General features: G+C 66.0%; 17 protein-coding genes, 1 pseudogene and 2 riboswitches. Of the genes and pseudogenes, 8 read left to right on the top strand and 10 right to left on the bottom strand.

The features are described from left to right. Positions 1-57 precede the first annotated feature (57 nt). From NTV05_03505 to NTV05_03495, 3 genes are read right to left on the bottom strand one after another with little or no spacing between them, the layout of a single operon-like run. On the bottom strand, positions 58-1,200 hold the full coding sequence (locus NTV05_03505) for an efflux RND transporter periplasmic adaptor subunit (protein MCX6543464.1): 1,143 nt from the start codon (positions 1,198-1,200) through the stop codon (positions 58-60). Next, positions 1,197-2,543, bottom strand: a complete 1,347-nt coding sequence (locus tag NTV05_03500) for a TolC family protein (GenBank protein ID MCX6543463.1) — start codon at positions 2,541-2,543, stop codon at positions 1,197-1,199. The genes NTV05_03505 and NTV05_03500 overlap by 4 nt, the downstream gene beginning before the upstream one ends. Then, positions 2,540-3,268, bottom strand: coding sequence for a TetR/AcrR family transcriptional regulator (locus NTV05_03495; protein ID MCX6543462.1), 729 nt, complete (start codon positions 3,266-3,268; stop codon positions 2,540-2,542). The genes NTV05_03500 and NTV05_03495 overlap by 4 nt, the downstream gene beginning before the upstream one ends. A gap of 147 nt (positions 3,269-3,415) precedes the next feature. Here NTV05_03495 and NTV05_03490 point away from each other — a divergent pair, with 147 nt between their 5' ends. The 8 genes from NTV05_03490 to NTV05_03455 all read left to right on the top strand — a co-directional run bounded on the left by NTV05_03490 (position 3,416) and on the right by NTV05_03455 (position 11,184). Then, the gene (locus NTV05_03490) at positions 3,416-4,099 is read left to right on the top strand and encodes a site-2 protease family protein (protein ID MCX6543461.1); all 684 of its coding nucleotides are present in this window, start codon (positions 3,416-3,418) and stop codon (positions 4,097-4,099) included. A gap of 423 nt (positions 4,100-4,522) precedes the next feature. Then, positions 4,523-5,836: a hypothetical protein gene (locus tag NTV05_03485; GenBank protein MCX6543460.1), complete on the top strand. Its 1,314-nt coding sequence runs from the start codon at positions 4,523-4,525 to the stop codon at positions 5,834-5,836. Further along, positions 5,833-6,771 carry a dynamin family protein gene (locus NTV05_03480; protein ID MCX6543459.1) on the top strand — a complete coding sequence of 313 codons (939 nt, stop codon included), beginning with the start codon at positions 5,833-5,835 and terminating at the stop codon, positions 6,769-6,771. Before NTV05_03485 ends, NTV05_03480 begins: the two co-directional genes overlap by 4 nt. Positions 6,772-6,795: 24 nt before the next feature. Further along, positions 6,796-7,557, top strand: a complete 762-nt coding sequence (locus NTV05_03475) for a hypothetical protein (protein MCX6543458.1) — start codon at positions 6,796-6,798, stop codon at positions 7,555-7,557. Then, the gene (locus NTV05_03470) at positions 7,554-8,897 is read left to right on the top strand and encodes an HAD-IA family hydrolase (GenBank protein ID MCX6543457.1); all 1,344 of its coding nucleotides are present in this window, start codon (positions 7,554-7,556) and stop codon (positions 8,895-8,897) included. Before NTV05_03475 ends, NTV05_03470 begins: the two co-directional genes overlap by 4 nt. A 149-nt stretch (positions 8,898-9,046) precedes the next feature. After that, positions 9,047-9,112: riboswitch (Fluoride riboswitch) on the top strand. 159 nt (positions 9,113-9,271) lie between these two features. After that, positions 9,272-9,337, top strand: a riboswitch (Fluoride riboswitch). Positions 9,338-9,701: 364 nt separating this feature from the next. Beyond that, the gene (locus NTV05_03465; GenBank protein ID MCX6543456.1) at positions 9,702-10,454 is read left to right on the top strand and encodes a metallophosphatase; all 753 of its coding nucleotides are present in this window, start codon (positions 9,702-9,704) and stop codon (positions 10,452-10,454) included. Next, on the top strand, positions 10,430-10,894 hold the full coding sequence (locus tag NTV05_03460; protein MCX6543455.1) for a 5'-nucleotidase C-terminal domain-containing protein: 465 nt from the start codon (positions 10,430-10,432) through the stop codon (positions 10,892-10,894). The genes NTV05_03465 and NTV05_03460 overlap by 25 nt, the downstream gene beginning before the upstream one ends. Continuing rightward, positions 10,891-11,184 (top strand): hypothetical protein, encoded by a 294-nt coding sequence (locus NTV05_03455; GenBank protein MCX6543454.1) that lies wholly within the window; start codon positions 10,891-10,893, stop codon positions 11,182-11,184. Before NTV05_03460 ends, NTV05_03455 begins: the two co-directional genes overlap by 4 nt. A gap of 12 nt (positions 11,185-11,196) precedes the next feature. Here the strand turns inward: NTV05_03455 and NTV05_03450 are convergent, their stop codons facing one another. From NTV05_03450 to eno, 7 genes and pseudogenes are all read right to left on the bottom strand, one after another. Next, a complete protein-coding gene (locus NTV05_03450) occupies positions 11,197-12,177 on the bottom strand; it encodes a hypothetical protein (GenBank protein MCX6543453.1) in 981 nt (326 codons plus the stop codon). 10 nt (positions 12,178-12,187) lie between these two features. After that, on the bottom strand, positions 12,188-13,414 hold the full coding sequence (locus NTV05_03445) for an MFS transporter (GenBank protein MCX6543452.1): 1,227 nt from the start codon (positions 13,412-13,414) through the stop codon (positions 12,188-12,190). A 45-nt stretch (positions 13,415-13,459) separates the two neighbouring features. Further along, positions 13,460-13,810, bottom strand: a complete 351-nt coding sequence (locus tag NTV05_03440) for a DUF190 domain-containing protein (protein MCX6543451.1) — start codon at positions 13,808-13,810, stop codon at positions 13,460-13,462. 111 nt (positions 13,811-13,921) lie between these two features. After that, positions 13,922-14,221: pseudogene (locus tag NTV05_03435) on the bottom strand (DUF190 domain-containing protein). Positions 14,222-14,295: 74 nt separating this feature from the next. Beyond that, positions 14,296-14,757, bottom strand: coding sequence for a universal stress protein (locus NTV05_03430; protein ID MCX6543450.1), 462 nt, complete (start codon positions 14,755-14,757; stop codon positions 14,296-14,298). Beyond that, positions 14,754-15,959, bottom strand: a complete 1,206-nt coding sequence (locus NTV05_03425) for a cation:proton antiporter (protein ID MCX6543449.1) — start codon at positions 15,957-15,959, stop codon at positions 14,754-14,756. Before NTV05_03425 ends, NTV05_03430 begins: the two co-directional genes overlap by 4 nt. A gap of 57 nt (positions 15,960-16,016) precedes the next feature. Beyond that, positions 16,017-17,312, bottom strand: a complete 1,296-nt coding sequence (eno, locus tag NTV05_03420; protein MCX6543448.1) for a phosphopyruvate hydratase — start codon at positions 17,310-17,312, stop codon at positions 16,017-16,019. Positions 17,313-17,412: the final 100 nt, after the last annotated feature.

Raw genomic sequence — 17,412 nt, 5'->3', positions numbered from 1 at the left:
ACATGGGATGTCTCCGTCTACGGCGGGGGCGACGCCCCGCGTCACAACTCCGGCCTGCTACTTGGATCCGTGCGGCGCCACGTCGACGGGCGCCCCATCGGCGAGCATCATCAGGCGCGACGCGCTGGCGACCACCACCTGGTCCCGTTCCTGCAACGCGCCCCGCACCACCACTTCCTCGGGCGATCGGTCGATCACCTGCACGCTCACTGCATGCACCTTCCCGCCGGCGACAACGAAGACGACGCGCCGCGATTCGCCCTCGAGCAGCGCGGTGGAGGACACGACCAGGCCTGACGCACCGGCTCGGGGCAGATCGACGCTCACCGTGGATCCTGGCATCAGCCCGGACACACGCGGGGGCAGGTCCGCTTCGAACGTCGCGAGGCGCGTGGCATCCATAGCGGGGAACACGCGCGAGATCGTGATGGTCTGACGGGCGCCACCGACCGTCAGCCCGATTTCCCGGCCCGCTCCCAGTTCGTCGAACACCTCGGCGGGCACTCGCACGCGCACGCGCAGCGCGTCCGGCTGCACGAGAGTAAGGAGGGGTTTGCCCGGCGCGGCGAGATCCCCGGCGTTCGCGAACTTTGCTGAGACGATGCCGTCGAACGGCGCATCGATCCGCGCGTACCCGCGCCTCGTGCGGGCCGTGTCCACGGCCCGCTCGGCCTGTGTCAACTGCGCGCGCGCGCCCTCGAGCCGGGCCTTGGTCGCCGCGACGGTGGACTGCGAGCGTTCCCATTCCTCGCGGGCAATCGCCCCGGCGTCGACCAGCACCTTGTCGCGCGCCGTGACGGCGCGTTGGACGGTGAGGGCGAGGTCGGCGGCCGTGACCGCTTCGCGCGCCGCCCCGACGCCGGCCTCTGACGCCGCCGCGGCGTCGTCGAGCTCGCGCGGGTCGAGATCGATCAGGCGCTGACCGCGCCGCACACTGTCCCCCTCGCGCACCGCCACCCGCACGACCTGTGAAAGGATGCGCGAGGACAACGGCGTGTCTTCTGCCGCGACCACTTCCCCGAGAAACTGTCGCGCATTCTGGAGGGCGCCACGCCTGACAGTGCCCACCTCAACGACCACCGGGTTTCTGACCATAACCGGCGCCGCATCCCTGTCGCGAACTCGCATCAGACGGACCGCGGCAAGACCGGCCACCAGCACGACGACCACCACGATTCCGATCACGCGTTTGACGGTCATTGCACGATCTCCTTTTCACTCAGGGCATTCAGCCTGGCCGCAGCCGTGATCTGGTCGCCGCGCGCCTGGGCGAGCGCACTGGCCGCCGCGAACTCGCGCGCTCGCACCCGCAGCAGGTCTTCGACCGTCCCGACGCCCGTGTCGTATCGCACCTGTTCTATCCGCGCCGCCTCCGCGGCCGCCGCCACCCGCGCGCGAGCGGCTTTCAGACTGTCGCCCGCCGCCGTAAACCGGGCCTGTGCGTCCACCACCTGGGCTTCGCGATCGAGCAGCGCCCGGGTCGCCGCGGCGCGTCCCGCTACGGCCAACTCGCGGGCCGACGCGGCAGCTGCCGCACGTGCGCCGCCGTCGAACACCGGCACCGTGACGGCAACCGACAGCTCCCAGGTCCTGAGCTGGTCACCGATCGACAGGCCCACATTGCCCATCAGGTTCCCGCGGAGGACCACGTTCGGCAGCCGGGCGCCGCGCGCCGCCGCCACGGCCTCGCGGGACTGTTCGGCCCCGAGTTCTGCGCGACGCACGGCCGAGGTAGCCCGCGCCAGGGTGGCCACATCGGATCCGCCGAGCGTCGACGTCAGGTTGATCTCCGGAAGCGCGCTTACATCCAACCGTGACGCCGGATCGCGTCCAATCACGGCCAGCAACAATGCGCCGACGCGGGTTCGGTCCGCCACGATCCCGGCGCGCCGGCCGCGAGCATCCTCGAGTTCCTCTTCCACCTTGAGCAGATCGAGCCGCGGCCGCCTGCCCTGTTCGACCATCAGGGTCAGCCGGCCGTCGGTCGCGGCGAGCGCCTCAATAGACCGATCGAGAGCCACCGTCACCGCGTCCAGCGTCTGCACGGCCGCGTAGAGCGCGGTCGTGTTGGCGCGGATGTCCCATCGTGTTCCGTCCGTAAAGAGTGACGCCTGCTCGGCCTGGAGTGCCGCGATCCGAATCGACGACGAGAGTCGGCCTCCCGTATAGACCGGCACCTGGAACGTGATGCCGTAATGGACCTGGTCGCTGTCCCACGGCAGACCGAGGAAGCCCTGGGCTCCGAACAGCTGTTTCGACATGGGGCGCAGAATCTGGTCGTCCTGGAAGCGCGAGTAGCTCAGGACGCCGTCGAGTTGGCCAAACCGGGTGCGCCCGACTGCTGTGGCGTTCCACCGTGCCGCGCGGTCCTGCGCGGCGGCAGCCTGCAGTCCGGGTGCGTTGGCCAACGCCTCCGTCACCGCCGCCTCGAGTGTGAGATGTGGCCCCTGTGCCCCGGGCGTCGGAATCGCAGTCTGAGCGATGGCCCGGGACGCCACCAGACAGGCACACACCACCCAGGTGGTCGTACGCCGTACCTTCATCGTCGTGCCCTCCTCGACGGGGCTGGCGCTCGCCGGCCCGCGATGGCCGCGAGCAGCCACGGCGCCACCTCAGCGATGGCCCGTTGTTCAATGGCGCGATGTGGCTGCAGCCGGTGCTGGATGGCGAGGGCGGCTGGCACGCCCAGCAGCAGTAACGCCAGCGCGTCCGGTCCGATCGCGATCTCCCCTCCGTCGGACCCTATCACGCCCGCTGGCCGTGTGCGGCCCGTCGGCGTGACTTGCGTCAGCAGTTCGCACAGGAGCGCCCGGTACGGAGAGAAGATGTCGCGCATGCGCTGAACCAGCTTCGGGTCGCCCGACGCCGACGCTTCGGCGAGCAGCAGGATGGGCAGGCTGTCGTGGTTGAGGACGATGCGGAGATGGTGCGTCAGGATGCGAGACAGGCGATCAATGGGCAGGGCCCCGGCGTCGGCGGCGATTGCGCGGATCGGGTCGAGCAGCAGATGTTCGAGCCGATCCATCAGGCCGAGCAGCAGGCGCTGCTTCGTGGAGAAGTGGCGGTAGATGGCGGCCTCGGAGAAGCCGACCCGCAAGGCAATCTTCTTCATCGTCAGGTTGGCGAGGCCGGCTTTCGCCACCAGTTCCACTGCCCGGTCGAGGATCTGCTCCTGGCGGATGCTGGAGGCCATGCCGGCGGCGCGCCGTCTGGCGGACGGCCGGCGAGGCGTGGACCGTGCCTGGGTGACGTAATGTGAGTGAGTCATCACTCACAATGATACACCTGTGAAGAAAAGGTGACAAGGGGGAAGATGTCCGGGCCCCGGATGACCGGCCCGCCGCGTCGTGTACCATAGTAGACACGTCGACATCGCCCGCCATCACGATTGAGGACTTCCGGAGGAGAACGCGCGATGAATGCAGTGACCGTAATCGGCGTGGCGGCTCTGGCGATCGTCTCCATCACCAGCCACGAGGCCGCCCACGGATTCGTAGCCGACCGCCTGGGCGATCCCACGGCGCGTGAGCGGGGGCGGCTCACATTGAACCCGATTCCTCACATCGACTTGTTCTTCACGATCCTGCTGCCGCTGTTTCTCATCCTCTCCGGTTCGGGTTTCATTTTCGGCGGGGCGAAGCCGGTCCCTGTCGACGTCTCGCGTTTGAGAAACCCGCGGCGGGACTGGGCGCTCGTGGGAGCGGCGGGGCCGGCGATGAATGTGCTCATGGCCGCCACGCTGACAGCCGTGCTCTCGGTCGCCGTGTTGGTGGGGCTGGCCGATTCGTCCTCGAGTCTGACGGAAATCCTCGCAGTCGGGATCTTTCTGAATGCGCTGCTCGCCGTCTTCAACCTGATCCCGATCCCGCCGCTGGACGGATCGAGGGTCGTGCAGTACTTCCTCTCCGGTGAAACCCTCGCGCTGTATCGCCGGCTCGAGCGGTTCGGCCTGCTCATCATCATGGCGGCGGTGTACTTCGTCCCGCAGCTTCAGGTACCGCTCAGCGAAGCGATCTTCGGTCTCATCGCGCTCGTCACGACGCCATTCGGCGTGGCAGCCATCGTCGAGTCCGTGCTGCGGAACGTACTGTTCGGCTAACGACGGCCTGCCCACCTGCCGACGTGAGACTGCCCGCCCGTAGCGGGCCGTCCGGCGTCCGAAGATAGACTGGAGATAGCATGATCGAGCGACTGCCCATCGGCGAACGTCGGGCAGCCACATCGCCGCGCTGGCTGGAGCTCTGGTGGGTACTTGACCAGCTGCGATGACGGTTCGTCGCAGCGGGCCTTCGGTATCGCCCTCCTGGCGTGGGCTCAGAAGCACTACGCGAGATTCACGTCGATATTTCGGCCGGTCTCCGCGGCGCGCATGGCGAGAGACTCCGAAGTATAATCATTCTGCGATCGTGCGTTGGAGTTCGCTCCGAAGGTTCCGGAGGGCGGAACAGATGACTCCTACTGGGCAAATGCCGGTAGGGGTCTTTTTTTGCGCCGTGGCGACGCGCCGTGGCCTCAGGTGAGCATGACGGCAAAGTCTGCCGACGCGGGTCGGGTCGGTCTCAACGAACCGCAGCAGCGCCACCTGCTGGTCAGTTGCCAGCACATCGACACGCTGCTGTCGAGCATCGAAGCAGTTCTGTCGGCGTCACGCTCATCGTCGCCGTTCCCCCGTTATCGCACGGCCCTGACCCCGGTCCAGGCGCGACTGGCCGCAAACTACCTGGCACGTATCCGCAGCCGGCTGGTGCGCGTCCTGGAACGCGAGGGGATCCCGATTCCGCCGCCGCAGGTCGACACGCTCTTCGCCATCCGCACGGCTCTGACATTCGCCGACAACGCGGTCGAGGAGTTGAGGCCGACATACATCGCGGAACACCTGCGCACCGAGGTGGGCCTCGACATCGCCGTGCACGCGGTCAGTGCCGTGGGGGCGGACGCCACGTTGACCGACGCGTGGTTCGCCGCGGAGATCGCGCCGATGTGTCAGCGGCACCAGGATGGCGCGTGGCATTCGATTCATCGGAAGATCGTCTTGTTGCGCGATGCGGTGCGCGCAAGCCTGCAAGCAAGCGCCGATCGTGGTGCGGGGCGTGTGTTCGTCAGCGCTGAATCCCAGGCTGATGCCGAGACGAAACTCCGCCGCGCCGGCGCGTTGGCGGCAAATGTCAGTCCCCTGGGCGAACAGGCGGCTCAAGCTGTGGCCGGCGGAGTATCGATCGTTCTCCGGCAAGCCGCGGTCCTCCTAGTGAATGACGCTCAGTGGGCGGGACTGACCATGGAGGCCGCGAGGTCAGCGCTTGGCCGAGCCGCGAGGGACACGGTGGGCGCACAGGCTGAGGAGCTTCGGATCGCGTTGGGACGCTTCGCGGCCGGTTTGGCGGCATCTCTGGCACGGGCCGCCGACCTGTTAGGACGTCCTGAGACACTCACGGTCACCGAGTTGCTGGGGCGCGTACGCGAGTTGCCGGCCCTGGTCCTGCCGGAGGTCACGACGCCGCTCACGGCACCGGGCATCTCAGCGATCACACGGTCCTTGCGTATCCGTGCGATCGAACGCCAGTTCGAGGCCCAGATCGGCCAGTCGCTGGCGGAAGCACTCTCGGCGTTTGGCGTCGGCCTGCGTGGTTGGATGCGCGACGCCGTCACCGCGGTGCAGAACGGATTTCACGAATACGCGGAACCCTTGCGAGTGTCCATCGAACGGCAGCGCTTTATGATCCGCGATTCTCCCGACTCCAGCGGGACCGATGCCCACGCCATTCAGGAAGAGCTGGCCGCGCTCGATCGCGTATATGGCGACGAGCAGCCAGATGACCAGGCGAGGAACGTGTTATGACCGATGGCCACGCCACGGCTGAAGGCACCACGTCCCCGCTGCGCGTCATAGCGGAATCCGCGAGCAACACGGGCGCGGAGTCCATCGCCAACGAGGCGGCCGCACTCGCCGATCGACTCGCCGAGGGCCGTTTCTTTGTGGCGTGCGTGGGTCAGTTCAAGCGAGGCAAGTCCACGCTGCTCAACGCCCTGATTGGGCAACCGCTGCTACCGACGGGCGTGGTGCCGATGACGTCGGCGGTGACCGTGCTTCGGTATGGCGCGGAGCTCACGACGCGCGTGCAGCTGCTTGATGGAACGAGCCACCTCATCGATGCGGCGTTGATTTCGGATTTCGTCACCGAGGCTCGCAATCCCGGCAATGCCAAGAGGGTCGCAGCCGTTGAGCTGTGCGTCCCGAGTCCGCTGTTGGCATTGGGTTTGTGTTTGATTGACACGCCGGGGCTCGGGTCCGTCTTCGCGGCGAGCACTGAGGTAACCCGCGCGTTTGCACCGCAGATCGATGCCGCGCTAGTCGTGCTCGGGGCCGACCCGCCCGTCTCAGCTGACGAGTTGGCGCTGGTCGAGGAAATGGGAAGTCGTCTCGATCCGCTGCTGATCGTGTTGAACAAGGCCGACAAGGGACCCGCTGGCGATCTGCAGGAAGCAGCTGACTTTGCGCAGTCGGTCATCACCCGGCGGCTCGGTCGCGAGATCGGTCCGCCCCTGCTCGTGAGCGCGGCTGAGCGGCTCGCGGGCTCCTGCTCGCGCGACTGGACCGAACTGGAGGACCAACTGCGAGCGTTGGCCGGCAGGTCCAGCGACTTGTTGGCGGCGGCCGCCCTGCGCGGGGCCGCGCGGCTGGCTCGTGAGCTCTTGCGCGACATCGATGAGCAACGCACGGCACTCACCAAGCCCCTCGCCGATTCAGAACGCCGGTTGAGCCACCTGCGCTAGACCATCGCCGGCGCAGGGCAGGCATTGCGTGAGTTGTCCGCCCTGCTTGGCGTGGAACAGGCGGAGCTATCAACGAGTTTCGTGCAGACCCGACGGGAGTTCATGGCCGTCGCGATGCCCGGCGTGCTGCGCACGCTCGACCAGCGCATTGATGCCGAGCCGTATCGCCGCGGGCCGGCATATCGCGCGAAGGCCATGGACTTTGCGCTGGACGTGGCGACCGAGGCGATTCTCGAGTGGGCTAGCGGGGTGGAGTCTGAAGCGGAGGCACTCTATGGACGGGCCATGACGCGGTTCGCGGATCTCGCCAACGGCTTCATGGCAAGCATCGCGACGTCGTCCGGGGAAGCGTTCGCCGATGGCGCCGCCCTGATTGAGGAACGAGGCTTTCGAGCGGCAAGCGAGTTCCACTTCGCAGAGCTTCTGCGTCTGGCGGAACCCGGTCCCGTGGCGTGGGTGGCCGATTGGGCGCTGCCGCGGCGCCTGAGGATCGCGGCTGTCAAGTCGAGTGCCGCGAAGTACGTGCGCCACCTGATCGCCACCAACAGCGCGCGGGTCGCCAACGATCTGAGCGAGCGCGTGCTCGAGAGCCGCCGCGGTCTGGAAAGCGAGATCCGGAGCCGTCTGTCGGCGTTGCTCGAGTCGGTCGGCCGGGCTCTCGAACGCGCGTACCAGCACAAGGCTGCCGGGGAGCAAGCCGTGCGCGAACGTTTGGAACGTCTCGACGGGTTGCGATGCGACATCGAGCGCCTGCTCGCGGTGGACAAAGTGGAGAAAGGGCCGTGAGTCGTGACGACAATGGTGGGGCCACACATGGCTTGATTGGCCGGAAGGCGCTCGTGGCGGGGGTCAATAACCTCCTCGATGCGAGGCGCAGCGTGTTGCTGTTCGGGCCGCCGGGCATTGGCAAGAGCGCGATTGTGGCGGCCGTCTCCCGTCAAGGGCTGGTCGTGGCCGACCCCTTCGATCGCGTATCCAGGCCGCTGGCGGCAAGGCTTCGGCGCGTGATGGAGGCGGACGGAATCGTGCTGGCCGCCGGGCGAAGCGCCAAGGCAGCGGATCTTGGCGCGGTGAGACGTGTGTTGTGGCGGATGGAGGCCGTACGCGTCGAGCCCCTTGCCGCTCGAGATATCAGCACGCTGCTGCGTATCTCACTGAAAGCCGGCGGCGTGCCGCGGGCGGCGGTTTCGCAGTCGTGGCTGTCCGATGCGGTGAAGGCGACGCAAGGGGTGCCAGGCCGCGCGGTGGCAGTGGCCCATGCGGTGGCGGCGCGGTGGCGGGACGACCGCGGCTTGCTCCCGCCCCGTCTGGCGCTTGTGGTGTCGTGGCAAGACGGCCTGGCAGGCGCAGGCCACGTGCTCACCAAGACGGTCGCATCGCCTCCAGGTGGCCGGCACGACGCTACTCCAATGAGTCGGCATGACGCGAGGCCGCAGCCGTCTCACGCACGGGCTCGCCTGGCGGGAGTTCGCGCCGTCGTCTTTGACATGAATGAACTGCTCGTCGATACCGAGGGCATTCATGCAGCGGCGACTCGCCAGGTCTTGGCGGCGTTTGGCGTGGCCTACGACGAACACGATCGGGTGGAGTTCTGCGGCGTGACCGACTATGACATGTTCCGCGTGCTGAAACGACGGCATCGTCTGCAGGAGAGCGAGGAGGAACTCTGCCGCCGAAACGCGGCTGCCGTCGCTGGGCGCGTGGGAGAGGGCCCACGGCAGATGCCCGGCGTGCCGGACGTACCTCTGGAGTTACGGCGACGGGGCTATCTAGTGGCCGTGGCGTCGTCGTCCGACCACGGGTCTATCCGTGCCTTGCTGGACCGTGTCGGCCTCAGAGACAGCATTGACCTCGTCGTGTCTGGCGCGGAAGTGCCTCGCGGCAAACCCGCGCCTGACGTGTTTCTCGAGGCCGCGATTCGGCTAGGCGTGGAGCCAAGCGGCTGCCTTGTGGTCGAGGATGCCCCTGCGGGCCTCGCGGCCGCGCGGGCGGCGGGCATGCCATGCGTGATTGTGCCATGCGACGTCACTCGTGATACCGACTTCTCCGGTGCGACGCTACTCCTGCGCGAACTCCCGGAACTGCTCTCATACCTGCCCGGCCCGTCGCGAGGTGCGTCAGTATGACCAGTGCTTCCTCATCTTCGCGCCGGACCACGGGCGGAAAGTCACACCACGAGCGGGCACAGGCTTCCGAGGGTCGGTCGCAGTGTCTCAACGCGGTGTCTCAACGGTGGCGCCGCCGTGCGCGACCGCGTATACTGCGACCGACACTTGATCGTTTAGGTGATGGAGTTCACCTTTTAACTGCCGCGTCTGCGGCTGATGACTCCTGCCCGGAGGCTATGGGTGGGAGACTCATCGGTTGACGCCCTCCCATCATCCTCCACAACATCCAGCAGTAGCACGGGCCTTGTGATGTGGCTCTGGCGGGTCTGCTCTCTGGTCTTCCCGTTCGTGTCACACGAGCGGGCGTGTCGCGCCAGGTGCGGGCCGGTGGTCGTCCGTATGGCGGTGGAGTTCGCCTGAACTGTCCTGCGTGCAGGACCGATGACTCCTACCTCGCGTCGCTCGATCTCGGGCGCAGGGAGGGTCATGTGTTGCCATTTATCGACGAACGTCGTTTGCGGCGCGGGCGGGCGCGACGGGTTGTCTCACCGTCGAGGTGCGAAGACGGTGCTCCGGCTCGGCGGTCGACCAGCCCGTCCGGGGACCTCGCGCTCCTCATGATGGCGTGCCTCGTTGCAGCGACCGGTGCAGCATGGATCGCGCTGTATCCCTGGGTGCGCCTGAACCGAACGGCTCCGAGTTGGAGACACTGGGTTCGCGGTGCGTGCATTCTGATTGTGCTCTGGTTGGCGATTCTACTTTCTCTGTAGCGATCCTGCGCCAGGATCGCTTTCGTCGGCATCAGGAGCAGCGCTGCAGGGATTGCGGGTCTACAAGGACATCGGGGGAATTGCCCGCCGGACGACCATTGCCAAGTGCATCCGACAGGAACTCGACTCACGACGCACGCCCGTCTGGTTTGTGGATCTCGGCGATTATTCGGACGGGACACCGTTCTCCAGCGAATACCACGGCGAGGCGGACGTGGCGGCCATGAACGCAGCCGGCTACGACATGGGGACGCTCGGGAACCACGAGTTCAACAACACCGCAGCACAGTTACGGAAACTGGTGGGGGCAACCAAATACCAACTCTTGTGTGCGAACGCGACCGATCGCGCCAGCGGGAAACCACTCGTGCCCCCCTACGTTGTCAAGACGCTGGGGTCGCTCAGAATTGGCGTCTTCGGCCTGCTCGCCCACGAATCGGCCACCTACCCGGCCGGCAAGGAAGCCATCGAGGTGGGGGATGAGATCGCCAGTGCCCGACAGGCGGTCGCAGCGCTCCGCCCGCAAGCGGACATCATCGTCCTCCTCTCCCACGCCGGCGAGCAAGTCGACCAGCGGTTGGCCGAGCAGGTCCCGGACATCGACGTAATCGTCGGTAGCCATTCGCACTCGCGCCTGCCGTCGGGGGAACTCATCTGGCACTCGGAGGATCTCCAGGCGAGGGCTGTCAACGGAACCGTGATCGTGCAAGCGCACCAGTGGGGCGGCGAACTGGGCGGCTCGACCTCCTGTTCGACAAAGACGAGAAGGGCGTCTGGCACGTGGAACGCTATCGAGCCCGGCTGATCCCGGTCACCGCCGACATTCCCGAGGATGCCGGCGTCGCCGCCGTCGTCGGCGAGTTCTGGAAGCCCATCTCGCCGAGGTACGCCGAGGTCATGGGGCAAGCTGCCGGCGAGTTCAGCAGCCGGGGCGACGATCTCGCAGAGTACAACTTGATGGCCGATGCCCTTCGAGACACCTTCAATGTGGACCTCGCGATGGAGAACATGGGCGGTATCCGCGCGCCGCTCCTGCGCGGCACGGTGACACGCGGCGACCTCGTCATGCTCGCGACGGCCGTGTCGATCGGTGTGGCTGCGGCGATCATAACCACCCTCGGTACGCATCAGACGCTCGCCGCGCCGCAATCTCAGATCGGTGCGCAAGCACCCACGGTGGGATCGACGCCCATTCCGCGGGTGTACTCCAACATCACGGCCACCCCGGAGGGCTGGCTGTCTTGACAGGCGATGAGCACAACTACAACCGCCTGCGACTGGACAGTTCGGTGCCAATCTGCCCCGAGGGCTGGGACAAGCCGCGGGTCCGAATGCAGCGGCCATTCTTCCAGATCAACAACGGTGCCGCCGGCGCGCCTTACTACGCGCAGGAGCAGACACCCTGGTCGGCGTTCGTGCGAGCGTTCTCGACGCAGCACGCCATCTGCCTGTTCTATGTCGAGGGGCCGCGCGTGCGTCTCGAAACCGTCAATCCGGAGACACTCGAGGTGCTGGACCGCGTGGTGATCAGGTAATCGATTTGGGCGCTACGGGCCGCGATGGAGCCGCGCCGGCGCGTTCGCCGATGCCCGCAACCGCTCCATCATGTCCACCGCAGCGTCGGCTGACTGACCCGCGTCATCGTCGAGCGGGATCTCGATATGTGTGGAGACGCCCTGTCGTTCCAGCACGAGGCGAAGTCGTGCTGCAGCCCCACTCGTTTCGGCGTGCTCGGCCGATACCGAGCGGAGCGCCTGCCAATTGATGGACGTGACGTTGACGCCGTAACTCACCAAGTCCGGCCGCACACGAGGCTCGCTCGACGCCCACAGGAGCCCCGCACGAGTGAGCAGGAGAAGGCCTGGCGTGGACGCGCACGAAGGGACGCGACTCCATCCATGCTTACGCGGTTGCCACGATTCCCTCCACTCGGTGGCAGAGACGACAGACTCGTCCTCCAGGAGCAGCGGTTCGGTCGCGCTGCGAAGATAGGGCGGCGTCGACCGCCACAGGTCCGCGCTCGGGATGGCGCCTCCCTCCTGGGTCGGTTGACGAGCGGTCAACGCCCTGTACGCACGCACGACTGCCTCGAAGTGATGGCTACCGGTCGTGCTGAAGCTCACCACGGTCGAGGTCACCTGGCCGGCGTTTACGTAGCAGACCTTGAGCCAACCAAGCAGCAGCGCGGCGCCAAGTTCCACCGACAGAATCCCGGTGAAGGGCACCGTATGGACATCGGCGGGCACGCCCTTGCAATGGGTATCGGCGGTAATGATCAGCCGCCCTTGCACGACAGCGACGGCGTGCGACGCGGGCGTCGCGCGAATGTTGAAGGGACCTCCCACACCGTCGAAGATCGGTGCATAGAGCAAATAATGGAACTGCTCGTCCGGACCCAACGCGGACCCGAGCAGATCGGCATGGCGTCCACGAAGGTCATCCGGCCGGTTGGCGCGATAGATCCACGACTCGCGACCGCTCGAATGGCGTCGCTCTTCCCGCAACTCGTCAGAGTTACGACGCGGCATCGCGTCTGTCTCAGGTGGATGGCGCATGACGACTTGCGGTTGCCGGCGGCACGAACGACAAACCGACGAGCGCCAGCCCCGCCAGCGCGGCGCCGAACGCGAATGGGGCAGCCGGTGAAATCCGTTGCCACAGGAGGCCCGCGATCAGACTCGCCGGAAGCGCCATCACGCCAACCGCGGCATTGTACAGTCCGTACGCCGTGCCTCGGCTCTCCTCTGGCACCAGTTCGGCGACCATCGCCTTGGCCGCACCTTCGCTGAGCGCATAAAACAGGCCGTAGAAGGCATACAGCACCCACATCATCCAGGGACTGCTGGCCAGGGCAAAGCCCAGGTAGGCCATCGCATACACGGCCCATCCGCAGGCGATCACGCGGCGGCGGCCGATCCGATCGGAGAGCCTGCCGGCTGGGATGGCGGCGGCGGCGGACACGAGGTTGAACAGGGCATACACCACGGGGATCAGCACGACGCCGACGCCCACGTCCTGGGCGCGGAGAATGATGAACGCATCAGACGAGTTGCCCAGCGTGAACAGGAGCATCACCGCGAGAAGGCCGGCGAACGGCCCTCGGAACACGGCGAGCGAGATGCGCTGCGTCTTCACGGCCGCTTGCCGTTCTCGCACCACCAGCCCGATGATGAGCAACGTCATGGCGGCAACGATGCCGGCGAGGAAGAATATCGCTTGGTACTTGCCCGGACGGTTGACCCAGAGCCGCAGCAACCCGAAGGTCAGCAGAGGACCGGCCACCGAGCCAAGCGTGTCCAGAGTTCGCTGCACGCCGAAGGCGAACCCCAGCTTCCTCGTTCCCGCCGAACTGGCCACCAGAGCGTCGCGTGGGGCATCCTTGAGGCCTTTACCTACACCATCCGTGAGCCGCAGGCCAAACACGACCGCCCCCGATCCCGCCAGGCCCAGCGAGAACCGCGCCGCCGCCGACAGCGCATAACCGACGAAGACAATAGCCTTTCTCTTTCCGAGGAAGTCGGAGAGATAGCCGGCCGCGATCTTCATCAGGCTGACGACCGTCATCAACGAGCCCTCAATCAGTCCGATGAACTCCTTGTTCAGACCAAGCACGGAGGAGTAGAACAACGGCAGGATCGGCTGGATCATGTCCTGCCCAAACCCGCCGAAAAACGCAACCCAGCCCAATGCCACGACGTTGCGATCCTGCTCTGTGGGAGCGTCCGCCCCGTCCTGTCTGGTAGGTTTCGATGTCTGGCCAGGGATGTCTGTCACGAGGGCTGCTCCATGACGCTGAAGGTGTCGCCGGCCTCAGCGTCTGGCCGGTGAGGCGACATACTTGAGCACCCGCACGCTCTCGAGCGTCACCATCCCTTCGGTGACCAGTTCGTCGACGACCGGCAGGAACGCTTTGATCTTGTCCTCCGCGTCGACAATTTCGATCACGATGGGCAGATCGGTCGACACTTCCAGCAATTTCGCGGAGTGCACCCGTGAGTTCTTGCCGTAGCCCAGTGGGCCCTTAAGCACTGTCGCGCCAGCCAGATGCGCTTCCCTCGCGCGTCGCACGATCGCCTCGTAGAGGGGCCGGTCTCGTCCCGGCTCGCGGTCCGCCTCCCCCATGAAGATCCTGAGCAACACGCCTTGTTCGGGCAGTTTCATCGTCTTCACCTCCCACGCCGCGCTGTCGTCCACCGACGCGATCACATCCGCGACTGGAATCACGCCCGCGTTCTTGTCTCCCTCGCCGCGATAGAGCACGACGTGCGCCCGTTCGAGGGTGATCTCGCCTTCGGTAAAGACGGGCTCAACGCGTGCGAGCAGCGCTTCCACGCGCTTCGGTCCGTCAACCACCTCGACGATCACCGGGAGTTCCTGGGACAGCGCCCATCGGGTCTCCTGCAGAATCGACCCGTCTGGCCGAAGCCCCATGATGCCCTTGAGCACGGTCGCTCCCTGCAAGCCATCGTGCCGGGCCACCTCGACAATCCACTGGTACAACGGCTCGTCACGATGACGGACGAAGTTGGACAGGTGGAACCGGCACAGCACTTGTTCGGCTTCGAGCTTCATGGTTCTCTCATCCGACCATCCACGACTTCGCCACCACCAGGCCCGCCCGCACGGCGAGGAGGCCGAGGACCAGGCTAACGACTCCTAACCACCAGGACGGAGCACGGCGCGTGGCCGACGACCCGCTTCGACACGGAACCGGATATCCATTCACTGATACGGGACCGGCCGCGATGGCCAACGACAATCAGATCCACCTGCGTGCTGGCCGCGAGCCGGATGATCTGCTCGGCGGGATGTCCGACGAGGATGCGCGTCTCCAGAGTGAGGCCACGGTCCTCAGCACGCCGGCGCAGATTCTCGTAGGCCGCTTCGTAGTGCTCGGCGGCTGATTCCAGGGTCGCCTGGGTCTCAACCTCCCCGGGTGGTTCAGGAAGGGTGGCCACCGAGACGACGCCCAGCCGGGCGCCAGCGAGTGCCGCCAAGCTCAGCGCCATCTCAAAGGCCTGTTCGGCAAAGGGCGACCCGTCGAAGCCCACCAGGATTCGCTTCGGGATCATGCCCGCGCGGCTGACACTGTCCGTCTGCTGCGTCATGATTCTCCTCCTCCCAGCGCGACGTCGGCCGATTCTGGCCGCGACGGCGCAGGCGGCGGAAGCAAGTATCGCGGAAGAAAGAAGGCATTGGCAACCAGCGTTGGGACGACCGCGCTCAGGATGACCGTTGCGATGAGGATCGAGTACTGCGTCTGGGTGATGATGCCGTGGGTGAGGCCGAAGAGGGCCGAGATGCTGCCGAAGGTCAGCCCGGTTGACATCAGCAACGTCGTGTAGGCGGCTTCCGTGCGCGGATAGCGGAACAGGCGGGCCATCGGCCACACGCCGACGGTCTTGGTCGCCAGTTTCGCCGCGAGCAAGCCGAGCACGCCGGTGGGCGCCGCCAGGAGTGCGGGCACCGATACAAACGAGCCAGCACGAATAAAGTAGAACGGCGTAAGCAGGCCGAACGTCACGGTCCGGAGGCGCCGGATGAGCGCGTGATCTTTGCCGACGGTTCCGGCCAGCACCATGCCAACCAGATAAGCGGGCAAGACGGCTTCACTATCCGCCCAGGTGGCGAGGGCGCCCAGGCCGAACAGCACGAGGAGCAGGAACTTCGCTTCGAGTTCGGATGGCCGGCCGCCGAAGACCCGGAAGAACCGTGGTGTCAGCCAGGGAAGGACCACGACGGCCACGGCGCCCACGCCCACGAAGGCGACCGTTCGCAGCGAGAACGGCGCGAAGATGAGCCCCAGTGCCAGCACCGTGCCCAGATCGGTGACGAAGCACGCCGCGAGCAATGCCTTGCCAAAGTCGGTGCTGTTGAGACCCAGTTCGAGCATCACCGCATAAACTACGGCCACCGACGTCGTCGATAGCGCCACGCCAGCCAGCCAACTGGCTTGCGGCGTCCAGTGCAACACCCAGGCCGCGAACGCCGCACATCCCAGGAACGGCGCGAAGAAACTCACGAAGCCAATGCCGAGCGACTCTTTCCACTTGGCGCGGAAGATCGTGGGATCGAGTTCGGCGCCAGCCAGGAATGTGAGCAGGATGGCGCCCGTGCCCGACAAGAAGGTGATCCAGGCCTCAGAGGTTCCGAGCAGCGCCTTGCCGATGAACGCCCCAATGAGGAGCTGCGCCACGGTGCCGACAACGATCTCCGAGAGGGCGGTTGCCACTCGGAGCCGGATCGAGAGCAGCGTGGCGACCAGCGCCAACCCGAGCCACAACGCCGCGCGAGCCCAGACATCTGTCATCTCGATCTCCCCATGTCGCACGCCGGACGCTCGCGGCGCACTCCCGTCGATGGTCGCCTACCGCGCGAACGGACTTGCGAAGGCGGCGGACCGACCAAGTTCGGCCTCGATCTCGAGCAGGCGGTTGTACTTGGCGATTCGCTCGCTCCGGCAGGCAGACCCCGTCTTGATTTGACCGCCCCCCATGGCCACCGCGAAGTCGGCGATGAACGCATCTTCGGTCTCGCCCGACCGGTGCGAAATCACGAATCCCCAGCCTGCTCGCCGGCACATCTCGATGGCCTCGACCGTCTCGGTGACGGTCCCGATCTGGTTGAGCTTGATCAGCACGGCGTTCGCCGACGATTCGCGGATACCCCGCGCGATGAACTCGGTATTGGTCACGAAGATGTCATCGCCAACGATCTGGATCTGATCTCCCAACGTCTCCGTGTGCGCCCGGAACCCGTCCCAGTCGTTTTCCGCCAGACCGTCTTCAATCGACACGATCGGGTACTTCGCGATCCAGTCCCGATAGAGTTCAGTCATCTCCGCGTGTGACTTCTTGCCCTGTCCCGACTTGGCGAGATTGTATGCCCCGTCCTCATAGAACGACGATGCGGCAGGGTCGAGCGCGATCGAGACATCTTTGCCCGGCTTGTAGCCGGCCGCCTGGATGGCCTCGAGAATGACCTCGCAGGCTTCTTCGTTGCTCTTGAGATTGGGCGCAAAGCCCCCTTCATCACCGACAGCAGTCGCGTAGCCGCGCTTCTTGAGAATCATCTTGAGGGCATGGAACGTCTCCGCGCCCGCGCGCAGCGCCTCGGCGAAACTCGACGCCCCCACCGGCATCACCATGAACTCCTGGAAGTCCACGCTGTTGTCGGCGTGTTTGCCGCCGTTGAGGATGTTCATCATCGGTACGGGTAGCCGCACCGCGCCCGCACCTCCGAGGTACGCATAGAGTGGCAGGTCACTGGCGGCGGCGGCCGCACGGGCGACCGCCATCGACACGCCCAGGATGGCGTTGGCACCGAGTTTGGCCTTGTTGGGCGTCCCGTCCAGTTCCTTCATAATCGCGTCGACCTCGGGTTGGCGCGTCGCGTCGATGCCTTCCAGGCGGGGAGCGATGATGGACTTGACGTGCTCAACGGCCTTCAGGACCCCGTTTCCCCGGTAGCGCGTCTTGTCGCCGTCTCTCAACTCGACGGCCTCGTTCTCACCCGTCGATGCTCCCGAGGGAACACACGCGGCGGCACTGACACCGTTGGCCAGCGTCACGACAACGCGCACCGTCGGATTGCCCCGAGAATCCAGGATCTCCAGCGCGGTGAGGGAATCGATTGTGCGACCCGTGCATCCTGAGCAGTTCATTTCTACCCCTTGTCTGAATGGCGCCGACCAATCACCTGACACGTAGCGTTCGGCGCCAGAGGTGCGCGGCGAGTCGTCTGGTATCGGCGGAGATCGGGGG

This window comes from Acidobacteriota bacterium, from assembly GCA_026393755.1.
Classification (GTDB): domain Bacteria; phylum Acidobacteriota; class Vicinamibacteria; order Vicinamibacterales; family JAKQTR01; genus JBAXOX01.
This window is presented reverse-complemented; position numbering and strand designations above follow the sequence as displayed.

Coding starts and splice junctions, on each gene's coding strand:
- NTV05_03505 (MCX6543464.1), bottom strand. CDS start 1,200: ATGACCGTCAAACGCGTGATCGGAATCGTGGTGGTCGTCGTGCTGGTG.
- NTV05_03500 (MCX6543463.1), bottom strand. CDS start 2,543: ATGAAGGTACGGCGTACGACCACCTGGGTGGTGTGTGCCTGTCTGGTG.
- NTV05_03495 (MCX6543462.1), bottom strand. CDS start 3,268: ATGACTCACTCACATTACGTCACCCAGGCACGGTCCACGCCTCGCCGG.
- NTV05_03490 (MCX6543461.1), top strand. CDS start 3,416: ATGAATGCAGTGACCGTAATCGGCGTGGCGGCTCTGGCGATCGTCTCC.
- NTV05_03485 (MCX6543460.1), top strand. CDS start 4,523: ATGACGGCAAAGTCTGCCGACGCGGGTCGGGTCGGTCTCAACGAACCG.
- NTV05_03480 (MCX6543459.1), top strand. CDS start 5,833: ATGACCGATGGCCACGCCACGGCTGAAGGCACCACGTCCCCGCTGCGC.
- NTV05_03450 (MCX6543453.1), bottom strand. CDS start 12,177: ATGCCGCGTCGTAACTCTGACGAGTTGCGGGAAGAGCGACGCCATTCG.
- NTV05_03440 (MCX6543451.1), bottom strand. CDS start 13,810: ATGAAACTGCCCGAACAAGGCGTGTTGCTCAGGATCTTCATGGGGGAG.
- NTV05_03430 (MCX6543450.1), bottom strand. CDS start 14,757: ATGACGCAGCAGACGGACAGTGTCAGCCGCGCGGGCATGATCCCGAAG.
- NTV05_03425 (MCX6543449.1), bottom strand. CDS start 15,959: ATGACAGATGTCTGGGCTCGCGCGGCGTTGTGGCTCGGGTTGGCGCTG.
- eno (MCX6543448.1), bottom strand. CDS start 17,312: ATGAACTGCTCAGGATGCACGGGTCGCACAATCGATTCCCTCACCGCG.